Here is a 15,473-nt window from a genome sequence, read left to right as displayed (position 1 = left end):
TCCGCGCAGGCTCGCGCCTACTGGTTCGCGAACGCGCGGACCCCGCGCGGCTGCCCGATGTAGGTGGCCTCGCGGGGGATCGACACCAGGTTCAAATTCACCTCGGTCGTCCCGGTGCGCAACAGGATTCGGTTGCCCGCCGCCCCCGGCTGATGGATCGACAGGTCCGGCCGGGTCTCCGGCCAGCCCAGCGGATCGCCGGTCACGTAGATGGTGGTCACACCGGCGTGCGGTGCGGGCGCCAGCACCCCGTCCACCACGGTCGCTGTGAAATCCGCGTCGGACTGGTGGATTTCGACCGCGATGGTCAACCGCTCCGGATTGCCGATGGTGGTGATCAGATTCTCCCAGGCGTGCGGCCGATCCGTGCGGATCAGCACCCGCTCGCCGACGGCCAGCGCCCGGAACACCAGCTGCTGCGCCAGATACAGCTCACCAGCCACGTAGACACTCGAAATGCCCTGGCCGACAAGCCGAATCGCGACGCCGTTACCCTCGTCGTCGGAGCCGAGCAGCTGTCCGCAGCCCGCGACCGGCAACCGCAGTTCGTCGACGGACTCGATCGAGCGCTCGGCGACCGGCACGGTGTCGTCCAGACCCGGCATGGCCAGCGGCAGATGCGCGAGCAGGCTGTCGCGATGCCGCCCGTTCATGGAGATCATGTGTTTGTGCACGCGCTTCTCGGGAAGTTCGCGCGCGGTCAACCGCCACGCCGCGCCCACTCGCACGGTGTCCGCGGACCGGCCGGGCCGCAGTCGCATCGCCACCGTGGTGCCGCGCGAAGCGGGCACCCACAGCTGGGCCAGCAGATCGGTGTCGAGCTGACCGGGATCCACGGCCGCGCCGATGTTCACGCTGTTGCCGAGTTCGGTGCAGCGCCAGCTCTGGGGCAGTTCCCCGGGCGCCACACCGGCCGTGACCTGCAGGGCCGCCTGCTTGATCTCGGGTGCAGTGAGAATTCGCGCCGAGCATGCGGCAGCCTCGAGCGTGCGGACTACGCGCTGGGTGGCAACGGTGACCGACCGGCACGCGCCTTCCAGTCCACCACCCCGGCGGCGTGCGGCCTCCGGGCAGAGCAGCGGATCGAAGGCGATGGCCAGCCACACTGTGCGATGCGCGGTGGCGGGCAGCGGCCCGAGCAGCGATTCGTAGATGGCCCCCGCGGGCGTTCCCGACCGGCTGCGGTAGCCGTGCGACACGATGTCGATCCCGGCCAGCAGAATGTCGTGCTGGCTCAGCCGCTTCGCGAGTTCCGGCAGTGGGAGCAGATGGGAGGCCTGTACGGCCGAACGGCCCAGCCTGGTCAGACCGCCGCGTGGCGGCAGCACCTCGATCACGGCGACCACGCGCGTACCGTCCCGGTACAGCCCGAGTGACCGCCCGTCCCCCGTGCGGAAGTCGATCACGTCCGGATCCTCGCGCTGTTGCCGCGCCCGGAACCGCCAGCGCGTGGCGATCCAGTCTGCGACCGTGCGCTTGCCCATCGGGACCAGCAGCACCAGCCCCACCGCGATCCCCGGTCCGAGCGCGACCAGGAGCGGAACCCGCCCGAGCAGCGCAACGACCACGACGATCACCCCGACCACCTGGGCGATCAACAGGTTCGCCAGTGATATCCGCCCCAGCAGCGGGCGCGGCCCGCCGGACTCGGTCATCGTCGTCCCCCAACTGCCGGTGTCGGCCCGATACTCCATGGCCGAGTGCGAATGAAGATCGGGACGAACTGTACTGTGTTCCGCGAACGCGTTGACTGGTCGGGGGAGTTTTCGTATGCCTTCAAAACCCACTACGCGCTGGCAGGTGAGCGGTTACCGCTTCCTGGTGCGCCGCATGGAGCACGCCCTGGTCCGCCGGGACGTGCGAATGCTGCACGACCCTATGCGCTCCCAGACGCGTTCCTTCGCCGTGGGTTTGGTGCTGGCGCTCGTGGTCCTGGCTGGTTGCGGCGTGCTGGCGTTGCTGCGCCCGCAGGACAAGATCGGCAACAACAAGATCCTGATCGGCAAGGACACCGGCGCGGTGTACGTGCAGATCAGCGGCGTCGTCCATCCGACCCTGAACCTGGCGTCGGCGCGGCTGGCCGTCGGTTCCGCCGCCAAGCCCGCCACCGTCAAGGAGTCGGAGCTCGCGAAGAAGCCCCGCGGCCAGTTGATCGGCATCCCCGGCGCACCGACCTCGCTCAACTATGACTCCGGTGGCAAGGGCCGCACCTGGGCAGTCTGTGATGTGATGTCCAACGACGGCAGCCGCAGCCTGACCACCTCGGTACTGGCCGGCGATCTCAGCCTCGGCGAGAAGGCCTCCGCCCTGCCGGCGGGCAAGGCGCTGCTGGTGCAGAGCGCGGGGAAGACCTACCTGGTCTACGACAACCAGCGCGCCGAGGTCGACAGTGCCCGCGCCGTCGCCGACGCCCTCGGTATCAGCGGGCTCACCGCCCGGCCCATCAGCGAGGGCCTGCTCAACGCCATCCCCGAGGTGCCGCGCATCGAAGTCCCTCCCATCGCGAATGCCGGTGCGGCGCCGGACTATTCACTCGGCAGCCACCGCATCGGCGATGTCGTGGAGGTCCGCACGGACAACCGGTACTACGCGGTGCTGACCGATGGCCTGCAACCCGTGTCGGAGCTGACCGCGAACATCATCCGCAACCAGTACCCGTCGACCGAAGCCGAGACTGCGATCTCGCAGGCCGACCGCACCCGCGTCCCGGTCTCCTCGGCCCTGCGGGTCGGTTCGTACCCGGCGGCAGCGCCCACGATCGTCGACAGCAAGGATCAGCCGGTCGGCTGCATCTCCTGGAAGCCGATCAACAGCTCCGACAAATCCGAGGGCACCAAGCACGCCGAACTGGCCCTGCTTACCGGGCATACGGTCCCGATCCCGGACAAGGCCAAGCTGGTAGCGCTGGCGCAGGCCGACGGCAACGGCCCGAAGGTGGACTCGTTCTACATCAAGCCCGGCGCGGGCGCCTACGTCCAGGGCACCGGCATCGAGGTCGACAGCACCCGCAAGGACAGCCTTTTCTTCGTCTCCGACTACGGTGTCAGCTATGGCATCAAGGATCTGGATTCCGCCAAAGCCCTTGGTATGGACCCGAGTTCGGTGACGCCGGAGCCCGCGCCATCGGTCATCGTCGGATTGCTGCCACCCGGCCCGAATCTGGGCCGCGACGCCGCGATGGTCGCGCACGACGGTGTCGCACCGGATCAGAATCCCGCGAAATCGCTTGTCGAAAGCGGTAACTGAGGCGCCGATCAGGCGTCGTCCTCGCCCAGGCCGAATTTGCGGCGCAGTGGGAACGAGGCGGCCCAGGCCAGGCCGAGCAGTATCGCGATGGTGGCCGTTCCGATCAGGGCCACATTGCGTGCGGTGTGGTCCGCAGCCGGGGCCGGAGCCGGAATGGCCAACTGCTGAGATCCACTGGCCCGCGGGCTTTTCGGCGGAAGCTCGCCGGTGACCTCGGCGGTGAGCGCGGCGGCGGGGTCGACGGTGCCGTAGCCGATGTACGGGTTCCAGCCCTCGCCGGGCGCGTGTGCGGTGGCCTCGATGCGCTTGATGACGTCCCCGGCGCTCATCTCGGGGAAGTGTGAACGGACCAGCGCCGCAACGCCGGACACATAGGGCGCCGCGAAACTCGTTCCGCTGTAGGCGGCCGACTTGCCGCTCTTGACCACGGCGGTGGTGAGGCCGTCGGAGAGCGGGTCGACGGAGATGATGTTCTCACCGGGCGCCGCGACGCCCACCCAGGGGCCGGGCACGGTGAATGACGAGGGCCTGCCGAAGGCGTCGACAGAGCCGACGGACAGCACGTAATCGTCCCACCAGGCCGGAGCCACATAGGTCGAGATGTTCTGCCACAGATCCTGGGTCGGTTTGAGCGGGTTGATATCCGGATTGCTCGCCGAGCAGGTGTCGGTATTGCCCGCGGAGGCGACGATGACGACGTCCTTCTGCACGGCGGCGTATTTGACCGCCGCGCCGAGAGAATCCATTTCGGGACTGTTCGGCTTGCTGGTGTTGCAGGAGACGAGGGAGATGTTGATGACCCGCGCGCCCGCGTCTGCGGCCCGGACGACGGCCTTCGCGAGGGCGGAGACTTTGCCGTAGCCCTCGGCCATATCGTCAGGACCCTTGTTCTGGCTCGCGCCCTTGGTCTGGTACAGGGCGCTGGTCTGGCGGATGGTCATGATCCGAGCTTCCGGGGCCACACCCGAAAAGCCTTGTCCCGCAACCTGGGATGCGCCGATCAGCCCGGCGACGAGGGTGCCGTGGGCGTCGCAGTCCTCGGTGCCGTCACCGCCCGCCGCGACGAAATCGCCGCCGGGCATCAGACCGGGCAGCCGCGGGTGGGCGGCGACACCGGTGTCGATGACCGCGACGAGAACGCCTGCGCCCTTGGAGAATTGCCAGGCCCGGTTCAGATCGAGGGAGCGCTGCGCGGCTGGAACGGTCGGGCCGTCGCCACCGGCCTGGGTGCTGTAACACGGTGAGTTCGAAGGATGTTCGGTTTCGGTGGGTGGCACGGCCGGACCGCCCGATGGCGGGGTCGCCGTGATCTCCGAGGGCCGATCGGCGTATGCGACGCCGTGCCCGGCCCCCACTCCGGTACACACCGACAGAGCCAGCACCGTAGCCGCGGTCACGGTCCGGAAACCCTTGTTGCGCATTGCTTCACCCGACATCAGGTCGACCGTGCTCAGAGCCCGCGCACGAGCGAGTACAGGTCGGTCACCCAGAACACCAGCGGCACGACGGCGGCCACGAACGCGTATTCGAGGAGTTCGGCCGCACGGCGCATGGGCGGGGTGGCTTGGCGGCCGGGGATGATGATGCCGAGTACGAGTGCCGAGATCAGCACCACCAGGGCCACGCCGAAGACGGCGAGTGGCTGGTCCAGGGTGAGGGCCGCGCCGCCGAGCAGGATCAGCAGAATGCTCGCGCCGCCGGCGATCAGCACCACGGCCTGTTCGGCGCCGGCGTAGGTGCGGCTGCGGAACATCAGGACGGCCGAGCAGACCAGCGCCAGCGAGAGGCCGGGCCAATAGATGCCGGCGGCGGTCGAGTCGACGGCGGCCAGCGCGCCCGCGGCGATCACGATGGTCATGGCCGACACCAGACCTGCCAGATAGTTGCGCGCCCGCTCCGACTTGATGCGCAGCACCTCCATGGCCGGCAGGGCGCGATAATCGTCCGGATCTTCCTCGGTGGGGTCGATCGGGGTGCCCGGCGCGGGAACCGGCGGCAGCGGCAGTTTGGCAAGCAGCATGGAAAGCCTCGGCGCCAGCGACAATCCGATCAATCCGGCGGTGGCGGCGCCCGCGCCGAGGGCGCGCAGGGGCAGATCGGTGAGCAGGCCCACCAAGGCCGTCGGCACCGCGTACACGGCCACGGTGGTGGCGCCGATGAACAGGCCCAGACCGACGCCGCACATCCGCCACGCCAGGATCGCCGTCGCCCCGGCGAGCGCGAAGCCGAGCAGTAGGTTCGCCCAGCCGTAGTGATCGGGCACCAGCAGCATGCCCGCGGCGAAGGCAGGCGGCAGTGCGCACGCACCGACGACGAGTGCACTCGCGGTATCGCCGTACATGCGGCTGAGGATCATGCCCGCCACCACCAGCAGCACGGACACGATCAGTGCGGCCGGACCGCTCACCCAGCCCGGTACGGCGTCCGGCGCTGCCAGCAGGCCCAGACAGCCGACCAGCATGGTGAGCACGGCCAGGACGGATCCGGTGAGGCGCGCCGTCTTCGGATTCCAGCCCCGGAAATGATCGGTGTCGGCGATCGCGACGTTGTACATGATGTCGTCGAACAGCGGGCTCGGCGCGGTGTCCTCGGCGCTTTCCAGCATGAGCAGTTCACCGTCGCGCACATTCTGCTCGGCGAGACTCAGCGAATTGGAGAATGGCGGCTGTCCGATGCGGGCCAGCACCCATTCGTGTGGCTCGAACTGTTCGCCGTCATTGTCGAAATCATTGGAGCGGCTGTGTTGCGCCACCATATCGACCACGCTGGGGATGACGAGCGCGACCGGCACATCCAGCGGGATCGCCATATCGACCTGGGTGTGCTTCGCAAGGATCGTCACGCGTGCGAGGTCCGGCGCGCGGACTATGCCGCGAGCATCGTCGATATCCATTCGCGCGTGCGTCACGCTGCCCCCAACTTCGGTCTACCTGGCGTTTCAACGAGCGGTAGGAGAGATCACCACCACCCCGGAGCGAATCCCTAACTGGATCAGAAGTTCGCAGGCACTGTACGACATGAAGATCGTGGTCCGTACACTGAGCCCGCAGACCAGGACTCGATGGGGGACATTCTTCGATGAGCACTGTCCGGTTCCAGCGCCGACCACGCCGGGAGATTCCGCGCTCCCCGGGCGGTGAGGTATCGCTGCAGCCGCCGCCCGAGGTGCCCCGCAATATCCCGGCCAATCTTTTCAGCAAGCTTATGCCGGTCCTGATGGTCATCGCCATTGTCGGCATGATGGCGCTGATGTTCTCCTCGGGGGCGAGCACGTTCCGTAACCCCATGAGCCTGATGTTCCCCATGATGATGGTCGTCTCCATGGTCGGCATGTACGCCGGACAGGGCGGCAAGGGGCAAAAGGCGTCCGAGGCCAACGAGGATCGCAAAGACTACCTGCGCTATCTCGACCAGGTCCGCAGGGATGTCGAGGCGACCGCCGTGCAGCAGCGCGCCGCCATCGAATGGAGTCATCCGGAACCGGGTCTGATCTGGATGCTGGCAGGCACCACCCGCATGTGGGAGCGCCGCCCCGGCGACAAGGACTTCTGCCACGCCCGCATCGGCCTCGGCACACAGCGCCTGGCCACCCGGTTGGTCGCACCGGAGACCGGTCCGGTGGAGGAGCTGGAGCCGATCGCCGCCGTATCGCTGCGGCGCTTCGTGCGCACCCACTCCACGGTGCCGGATCTGCCGACCGCGCTCGCGGTGAAGGGCTTCGCCTCCGTTCAACTCACCGGTGACCGGGCACAGGCCCGCGATATGACCCGCGCGATGCTGTTGCAACTGGCCATGTTCCAGGGGCCGGACCAGGTGCTGATCGCCGTTGTGTGCGGGCCGGACACCGCGCGCGAATGGGAGTGGGCCAAGTGGCTGCCGCACAGCCAGCATCCGGACGCCACCGACGGCGTCGGCACCGAGCGCATGTTCTACGGCTCCATCCGCGCCGCCCACGCCGGTCTGAACCCGTTGCTGTACAACCGGGTCAGATACTCGCGCAATGCGCCGCCGAACCCGAATCTGGCGCAGATCATCCTGGTCGTGGACGGCGGACTGCTGGAGTCCGAAGAAGATCCGTTGCGCGAGACCGGCTTCGAAGGCGTCACCGTGATCGACCTCTGCGGCTACGCACCGCGGCTGGCGGCCTCGCGTGGCATCCAGATGCTGGTCGAGAACGGCGAATGCTCCGGCCGCAGCGCGTCCGGTGTCATGGAGCGTTTCGCGACCATCGACGCCATCACCGCCCGCGAAGCCGAGCAGGCGGCCCGGCGACTCGCGCCCTACCGGGCCTTCGTGCAGCGCACCGACGAGGCGACCGGCGATGAGGGCGAAGTCATCTCGACCTGGGCGCAACTGCTGTCCCTGGGCGATATCGGCACCTTCAATCCGGCGAACGCCTGGAAACCCCGCTACGAACGGGAACGCCTGCGGGTGCCGTTCGGCGTCGGCGCGGACGGGTTGCCTGTCACGCTCGACATCAAGGAGGCGGCCGAGGGCGGTATGGGCCCGCATGGCCTGTGCATCGGCGCGACGGGTTCCGGTAAGTCGGAATTCCTTCGCACCCTGGTGCTTTCGCTCATCGCGACGCATTCGCCGGACCAGCTGAACTTCGTCCTCGTCGACTTCAAGGGCGGTGCGACCTTCCTCGGCCTGGAGGGCGTGGCCCATGTCGCGGCCATCATCACCAACCTCGAGGAGGAGGCCGACCTCGTCGACCGTATGCGTGATGCCCTGGCCGGCGAGATGAACCGGCGTCAGGGCGTCCTGCGCGCCGCGGGCAATTTCGCGAATGTGGGCGAGTACGAGAAGGCCCGAGCCGCGGGCGCGGACCTGGACCCGCTGCCCGCGCTGTTCGTGGTGCTCGATGAATTCTCCGAACTGCTCTCGCAGCACCCGGATTTCGCGGAGCTGTTCACCATGATCGGCCGGCTGGGCCGCTCCCTGCACGTGCATCTGCTGCTCGCCTCGCAGCGGCTGGAGGAAGGCCGCCTCAAGGGCCTGGAAAGCCACCTGTCCTACCGCATCGGCCTGAAAACCTTCTCCGCCAACGAATCCCGGCAGGTGCTGGGTATTCCCGACGCTTACAACCTGCCCGGCATCCCGGGCGGCGGGTACCTGAAATCCGACTCCGGCGACATCTCCCGGTTCCAGGCGGCCTATGTGTCCGGCCCGTACGTCGGCATCGGCTCACAGCCGGACGCGACGGCGGCCACTCAGTCCGGTGAAATCGACGTGGCCGCACGGCCTTTCACCGCGGTGCAGGTGGATTTCCGCGCCGGAGATCATCTTCCGCTACCCATGCAGCGCAACGAGCCGGAGGATCAGCCCGACGCGGACGGCATCTCGAACCTGCTGATGCTGGTCTCCCGGGTGCGCGGCCACGGCCGCCCGGCGCACGAGATCTGGCTGCCGCCCCTGGACGAGGCGCCGACCCTGGAACAGCTCATCCCGAAGTCCATCCTCACCGGCGACTACAACCCGGTCGCGACCCTGCGGGCTCCGTTCGGCATCGTGGACCGTCCCTACGACCAGCGACGCGATCCGATGCTGGTCGATCTGTCCGGTTCCCGGGGGCACGTCGCGGTGGTCGGCGGCCCGCAGTCCGGCAAGTCCACCGCGCTGCGGTCGCTGATCATGGCCATGTCACTGACGCATACCGCGGAGCAGGTGCAGTTCTACTGCATCGACCTCGGCGGCGGCACAATGGTGGGCCTGGAGGGACTGCCGCACGTCGGTGGTGTCGCCAGCCGATCCGAAGGCGACAAGGTGCGGCGCACGGTCGCCGAGATGCTGTCCATCGTGCGACAGCGGGAGTTGCGTTTCCGGCAGCTCGGCATCGAATCCATGGCCGAATTCCGGCGCCTGCGCGGAACGGACCCGGCCGTGAGCCCGGCCGCCGCGGGCGCGCACGAGGATCCCTTCGGCGACGTGTTCCTGGTGATCGACGGCTACGCCGTCTTCCGCGAGGAGTTCGAAGCGCTGGATCCATTGATCCTCAGCCTTGCGGCCCAGGGTCTTTCGTACGGTGTGCACGTGGTCATATCGCTGAAGCGCTGGCCGGAGGCCCGGCCCGCGCTCAAGGACCAGATCGGCACCCGCATCGAACTACGCCTCGGCGACCCGATGGATTCGGATTTCGGACGCAAGTTCGCGGCCCTCGTCCCGGTCGGTCGTCCGGGGCGCGGTATGAACGCCGAATGCCTGCACATGCTCACCGCGCTCCCGCGCATCGATGGTGACCCCGATCCCTCGACCCTGGGAACCGGTGTGGCACAGGCCGTTTCCACGATCGCGCACTGGAATCCCGGCCGACCAGCTCCGAAGGTGCGCATGCTGCCCGAGCGGCTCGAACGCGAGGAACTGCTCCAGCGGGCCGGAAACTGGCCCGCCACAGTGGATTCCGCGCAGGCGTGCCTGCGCTTCCCAATCGGTATCAACGAATCCGAGCTGGCTCCGGTCTATCTCGACTTCAACCAGAGCCCGCACTTCGTGGTCATCGGCGATTCGGAGAGCGGCAAGACCACCCTGCTGCGCTCCATCGTGCAGTCCATCATCGCGTCGAACACCTCCGACCAGGCTCGTATCCTCATGGGCGACTACCGACGCACCATGCTCGGCACGGTGCCGCCGGACTATCTGGCCGGATACGGCAGCACGGCACCGCAGTTCACGCAGAACATGAAGGATCTGTCGACCTACCTGACCCGGCGTATGCCGGGCCAGGATGTCACACCGCAGCAGTTGCGGGAACGGTCGTGGTGGCGCGGCCCGGAGATCTACGTCATCGTCGACGACTACGACCTCGTCGCGACCTCGAGCAACAACCCGATGCACGCCGTGGTCGACCAGCTGGCGCACGCCCGCGATCTGGGCTTCCATGTGATCATCGCCCGCCGCTCCGGTGGTGCGGCCCGGGCCATGTACGAGACGACGCTGAACCGTATGAAGGAACTGAACTCCTCGGCACTGACCATGAGCTGCAGCCGCGACGAGGGAGCCATGTTCGGCAATACTCGTCCGTTCTTCATGCCGGCGGGGCGTGGCACGTACTTCACACGCAATGGCGAAGGATTGATTCAGTTGGGGTGGATACCGGAGGAGTAGAAGCCGATCCCCCATGGCAAACGAGAGCGCCCCGCCGATTCGGCGGGGCGCTCTCGTTTGCCTGGCGCGGTTCAGAGTGAGGGAAAGAGGCCGGCCAGGGCGGCGTCCTTGGCCTGCAGATCGGCATTGCCTTCGAAGACGAGCTTGCCCGCGCCATCCAGAGTGGTGTTCAGCTGCGTCACCCAAACATCCCACTGGGCCTGCAGAGCCACGAAGGCTTCCGAAGCGGCGCCTTGATCCCAATTCTCCGCGACGAAGTTCGCGATCTTGTTCTTGAACTGCTCGAGATCGTTGATGAGTTGTTTCGCATCGCGCTGGAGGGTCTGTGCGGCATCTGCGACGTGGCCGAAGTCAGCGCTGATCCGAGTTGAGTTGGTAGCCATCAAAACTCCCTGATTATTCGAAAGTCGAAGTGTTGGTTCTGAGCGATTCAGACGCCGGGCAGGTTGAGCTTGATCGGCACGTCAGCCGCCTGATCCGCCTGCAAATCCGTCAGCGACTTGCTGAAGACCTGGTCCTGTTCGCTGAAGTGACCACTGGTCTTCATCAGACTCTCGACCGTTTCCAGCAGTTTGTCGTTCACCTTCTCGGCCTGGGCGTAGTAGCGCTCCATGAACGCGTTGAAAGCATCCCGCGCCGAACCCGTCCATGTCGCGGTGATGTCGTCTTCGGTCTTCTTGAAGCGACCGATGTTCGCCTCGAGAACGCCGTGCTGCTGTTCACACTCGCTCGCAAAGGTCCTGAGGTTCTCTGTTTCTACTCCGAGCTTGGCTGCCACAATGGTTCCCTTCGCTTCTGATCGTTGGCGTGATGCCGATCGACCGCTATATGGATTGGACGCGGGCGAGAGCGAATCGGTTCCCTCCCCCTGTGCTGATCGGGAGGAACCCGTGGCGACTCCGAAAACCTGACGGATCAGAGGCAATGCCTGCTGAGCTCCCCCGAGTCAGCTGCTCCGTCACCATACCCGGTCGGACCTGGATCCGCACCAGAGTGTGGTTGATCACTAACCGATCACCAGGTGCTGTTGGCGAGCAGTGCGTACTGTGCCGCGGCCTGCTGATGTGCGTCGGCCAGCTGGTCGCTTTCCACGGTCGCGACGTACTGGCGATAGACGAGGACACAGCGGAATCGCTTCACGGAATAGCCCGCGCTGTTCGTTTTCTCACCGCAGCTGCTGCCCGGAACGCCGCCCGGGACTGCGGCCGCTCCAGGAAAGGACAGCTCTAGCGCGACATCCGCCAGTTTGCGCGCGCTGCCATCGTCTCGCGCGCGGAACAAGCGGGTGTAGTCGGAAATCGAATACCGGTCGACCCCGGCGTCGTTCATGGTCCGGTTCCAATACCCCTGATCGGTGGATTGGTGCAGGAATCCGCGCAGGCCGAATACCGCCTGACTCGTCACGTTGGGAGCGCCCAAGCCGTTCGGATTCAATGTGCGGCGCAGCATGCCGTCCGGGTCGTAGGGCAGGCGCAGCATATCCTCGCGGCTGAGCGGCGGGAGGGTGTCCAGGAGCGGCAACTGCACGGCGTAGACCTGCTCGGCCAGCGCGGTCAGCTGATCGAGCTGGGGTTCAGCGACACCGATGAACAGGTGCACAACATACTTGCCATGTGCCAGGGTGGAACCGATGGTGGCGATGCCGGGCCGCCAATGTGAGTGTGCACCAGGATATTTCGACAGGATGACCGGCTGGTTGGCATCGGCTGCGACGGCGAAGTCGATCGCATCCGTCTCCGCGGCGGACCGTGCCGCGGTCTCCTCGTCGGGGAATTGCATCACCGTCAGATCGATGAAAGTGCTTCCGGTCGAGGGATTTCCGGACTTCTCGAAGGATTTGTCGGACACGCGGGCCGCGTAGCCGAACAGCAAGCCGTTGCGGTCCAGGGCCGCCGCGGCGTCCGGGGTGAGCACCCGTGACGCGGTGTGGGCGTATGGGACGGGAATCGGGGTGGCGCTGTAGGTGAACCGTGGATCGATTTCGGGACCGACGGCGATATTTCCGGCGAGCCGCATCATGGAGAGCTGGGTGCGGTTGCTCAGATCGGGAGCGTAGGTGTAGCGCACTTCCAGCGGGTCGGTCGAGTATTTGCCGACATCCAATGTCCGGACGTCGATCTCGGCCGGTTGCGCCGCGCCGTCGAGTTCCGAGCCGCACCCTGCCGTCAGCATCGCCGCAATGGCCACAGCCGCGAGCCGGTATTTCCGTGAGAGCATCATCATCCGCCCCAGATCACTTGCTGTTCACGAGAATCGCGTATTGCGCCGCGATCCGCTGTTGGGCGTCGAGCAATTGGTCCGCCGATACCTCTGCGACATACCGGTCATAGGAAACGACGCAGTGGTAGGTGACATCGTATTTCGAGTACGCGGTCCGACGGCATTTCGCGTCGGGCAGATTCGCCGGGGAGTCGGCCCGGGGCGATTTCCTGGTGGTTGTCGCGCGGGATCGGACAAATGTCTGTGCGGCCTCGGAATCCCGTGTGCGATAGACGTATCCGCCCTTCCATGCCACGCGATCGACGCCGGTTTCCTCGAATAACTGCACATCCGTTCTCGGTGACGGCGAGATCTGCAGGCCGCCACGGCGGTCGTACACTCCGGGTATACCGTTCTGCGACTGATCGGCGACCACCGTCGGGACCGCGCGAGCGAGTACGGCATCAGGGTCGACCGTCAGATCCATCAACTTGTCCGGCGGCGTGGCCTCGAATTCGGCCACGCGCGGGGCGATAGCGTCGATGCTCCGCTCCACCCGCTCGATCAGTTTCGGTAGATCCCGTTCCTTCAACTCGGCCATGACCCCGTCGAAGATCCGTGTGAAAATGACGAATTTACTGGTCGCGTACCAGGACCAGAACTGCCCTGGTCCAGCGAGATCGTCGGTTGTGTAGGCAACCGCGTTCGGGTACTTGGGGATCGGCACGCTCTGATTCGCGGCGTCGGCGGCGAGATCGAGGTGCCCCATTGCCTGCGCCGCGTCCGCAGCCGCCTTCTCGTCGGAGAAGATCATGACGAGGTTGTAGAGCTCGTAGCCCAGATAGCTGGACAGGTCGGATCTGCCGGTGGTCACGAATCCAGCGACGAATCCAGTGGCCACCCCGTTCAACGCAGCCGGATCGGCCTTGACGCGGCAGTCGATCGCGGTGGAATAGATGCTGATGAAGATTTGCGGCGCGCACGGCGTCGCCGGCTCATACTTGACCTCGGGCATGATCTCCGAAGGCAGCGGAAGATGATTCGCCAGTCGCCAGGCTTCGACGATCTTCGCCTGCTCGATCGAGTCCGCTTTACCATAGAATTTGGGTTCCGTCGGCATATTGCCGACATCCAGGGCGGCGAGGTCGATCGTCGGCTCGGCCCCCGAGGTCGGGGCATCGGATCCACAGGCTCCGGTGAACAGTACTGTCACGGCGGCGCAGCTGGTCAGCGCCATCCGGCTCGATTTCAGCCGCATATCTCCCCCTAGTTTTCTGTGTAAAACCGTACGCACCCTACTTGATCCGGGAGCGCAGGGCCGGAACCAGCTTGTCCAGCAGCACCTGTTCCGACTCCGCGGACCAGGTGCGCATGGCCGCGACGGCGGCGGGATCGTCCAGCGGAATCACGACCGCGAGGGAACCGGTGATCGTCGAGGGCAGCCCCAGCAGGCCACCGTTCCCGGCGTTGTCGTCACTGCGGACGGCGATGATGTACGACGCCTCGGTGACTTTCAAGGCCTCGTAGTTCGGGACGGCGCGCGGCGAGAGTTCGTCCCCCTTGGGCGCGTACTGCGTGTTGTAGGCGAAACCGAGCGATTGCAGGAACTTCGTCTGCGGGCTGCCACTCAGGTAGATGGCGTGCGCGGTGCCGGAGAAACCGTTCTGGGTGACATCGACCACGGTGATCGACTTGCCCTCGAACGCCGGATTCTCGGCTCGCGCCTTGGCCAGCGGGGACAGGGACGCGATCGCCGATGTGGTGGTGGCCCCGGACTTCTCGTCGCCGCCGGTCATGGCGAAGATACCGATCCCGGCGGCCACCGCCACCGCCACCGCTACGGCTCCGATGGCGAGATAGCGGCCCCGATGGCTCGTCCGCACTTCGGCAGGGGCCGCGGGCGGAATCGACTGGCCCGTGAAAGACGTTGCGTAGGTTCCCGTTTGGCTCGACGGCGCCTGCATGGGCGGCTGGGGGACCTGGACCGGGTAGGTGGGGGAGGTGTTGGTCGCGGTGGGGTTGTGGCCGGGGGTGAGGGCGTTGGTGGCGGCGTCGGTGAAGTCGCGGCAGGTGGGGTAGCGGTGGGCGGGGTTCTTGGCCAGGGCGATGGCGAAGACCTGGTCCAGGGCGGTGGGGAGGTGGGGGTTCACCGCGGTGGCGCGGGGTGGGGGCTCGTGTAGGTGGCCCATCATGACGCGCGTGGGTTGGGGTGCGGGGTAGGGGTTTTGGCCGGTCAGGAGGCGGTAGAAGGAGCAGGCGAGGCTGTAGATGTCGGAGCGGGGGTCCAGGGTTTCGCCGGCGAGTTGTTCGGGGGAGGCGTAGGCGATGGTGGCTACGAAGCTGCCTGTTTGGGTGAGTTCGTTGGTGTCCTCGGTGGATTTGGCTACGCCGAAATCCGCCAGCAGGACGCGTTCTTCGTCGTCGCCGGTTTCGAGGAGGAAGTTGGCGGGTTTGATGTCGCGGTGTAGTAGGCCGCGGCGGTGGGCATAGTCGAGGCCCTTGCCGATCTCGGTGGCGATGCGCAGGGCGCGCAGCGGAGTCATGGCGGCGGGGTCGCGTTTGGCTTCGGCGGAGGCGTCGGTGCCGTCCACGTACTGCATGGCGATCCAGAGTTGGCCGTTCTCTTCGCCGCGGTTGTGCACGGCGACGATGTTCGGGTGGTGCAGGCCCGCAACGACATTGGCTTCGCGTTCGAAGCGGCCGCGGAATTCGGGATTGTTCGACAGGTCGCCGGAGAGCACCTTGAGGGCGTCCATGCGCGGCAGCGAGGGGTGTTTGGCCAGGTACACGGTGCCCATGCCGCCGGAACCTAGAACGCGGATGATCCGGTAGCCGCCGACGACGGTGCCTGGACTCATCGTCATGCGGGTAACTCCTGGATCGACGCGGGCGGGGTGACTGCTCTGCCGGAGCTTACTGGAGCG

General features: G+C 66.5%; 10 protein-coding genes. 2 read left to right on the top strand and 8 right to left on the bottom strand.

Going from position 1 to position 15,473, the window contains the following annotated elements:
• Positions 1-17 precede the first annotated feature (17 nt).
• The gene (eccE, locus tag JK358_RS12075) at positions 18-1,655 is read right to left on the bottom strand and encodes a type VII secretion protein EccE (RefSeq protein WP_201946833.1); all 1,638 of its coding nucleotides are present in this window, start codon (positions 1,653-1,655) and stop codon (positions 18-20) included.
• 115 nt (positions 1,656-1,770) lie between these two features.
• Between eccE and eccB the strand changes: the two genes are divergently transcribed.
• Entirely contained in the window at positions 1,771-3,246 is a 1,476-nt protein-coding gene (eccB, locus tag JK358_RS12070) for a type VII secretion protein EccB (RefSeq protein ID WP_201946830.1), read from the top strand.
• Between the two features lie 8 nt (positions 3,247-3,254).
• On the opposite strand, the gene mycP is transcribed toward eccB, so the two are convergent.
• Both mycP and eccD read right to left on the bottom strand, forming a co-directional pair.
• Positions 3,255-4,682 carry a type VII secretion-associated serine protease mycosin gene (mycP, locus tag JK358_RS12065; RefSeq protein WP_232851161.1) on the bottom strand — a complete coding sequence of 476 codons (1,428 nt, stop codon included), beginning with the start codon at positions 4,680-4,682 and terminating at the stop codon, positions 3,255-3,257.
• Positions 4,683-4,696: 14 nt separating this feature from the next.
• Positions 4,697-6,154 carry a type VII secretion integral membrane protein EccD gene (eccD, locus tag JK358_RS12060; protein ID WP_201946827.1) on the bottom strand — a complete coding sequence of 486 codons (1,458 nt, stop codon included), beginning with the start codon at positions 6,152-6,154 and terminating at the stop codon, positions 4,697-4,699.
• 170 nt (positions 6,155-6,324) lie between these two features.
• On the opposite strand from eccD, the gene eccCa reads away from it, so the two are divergent.
• On the top strand, positions 6,325-10,350 hold the full coding sequence (gene eccCa / locus JK358_RS12055; RefSeq protein ID WP_201946825.1) for a type VII secretion protein EccCa: 4,026 nt from the start codon (positions 6,325-6,327) through the stop codon (positions 10,348-10,350).
• Between the two features lie 71 nt (positions 10,351-10,421).
• Here the strand turns inward: eccCa and JK358_RS12050 are convergent, their stop codons facing one another.
• The 5 genes from JK358_RS12050 to JK358_RS39955 form a co-directional block, all read right to left on the bottom strand.
• The gene (locus JK358_RS12050; protein WP_201946822.1) at positions 10,422-10,733 is read right to left on the bottom strand and encodes a WXG100 family type VII secretion target; all 312 of its coding nucleotides are present in this window, start codon (positions 10,731-10,733) and stop codon (positions 10,422-10,424) included.
• 47 nt (positions 10,734-10,780) lie between these two features.
• Positions 10,781-11,128, bottom strand: coding sequence for a WXG100 family type VII secretion target (locus JK358_RS12045; RefSeq protein ID WP_201946820.1), 348 nt, complete (start codon positions 11,126-11,128; stop codon positions 10,781-10,783).
• A gap of 236 nt (positions 11,129-11,364) precedes the next feature.
• Positions 11,365-12,567, bottom strand: coding sequence for a DUF7373 family lipoprotein (locus JK358_RS12040; RefSeq protein ID WP_201946818.1), 1,203 nt, complete (start codon positions 12,565-12,567; stop codon positions 11,365-11,367).
• A gap of 16 nt (positions 12,568-12,583) precedes the next feature.
• Entirely contained in the window at positions 12,584-13,807 is a 1,224-nt protein-coding gene (locus JK358_RS12035; RefSeq protein WP_201946816.1) for a DUF7373 family lipoprotein, read from the bottom strand.
• A gap of 37 nt (positions 13,808-13,844) precedes the next feature.
• On the bottom strand, positions 13,845-15,413 hold the full coding sequence (locus tag JK358_RS39955) for a serine/threonine-protein kinase (protein ID WP_201946814.1): 1,569 nt from the start codon (positions 15,411-15,413) through the stop codon (positions 13,845-13,847).
• Between the last annotated feature and the right edge of the window lie 60 nt (positions 15,414-15,473).

Source organism: Nocardia acididurans (assembly GCF_016741815.1).
Classification (GTDB): Bacteria; Actinomycetota; Actinomycetes; order Mycobacteriales; family Mycobacteriaceae; genus Nocardia; species Nocardia acididurans.
Note: the sequence above shows the minus strand (reverse complement) of the source record. Positions and strands in the feature narration are given on the sequence as shown.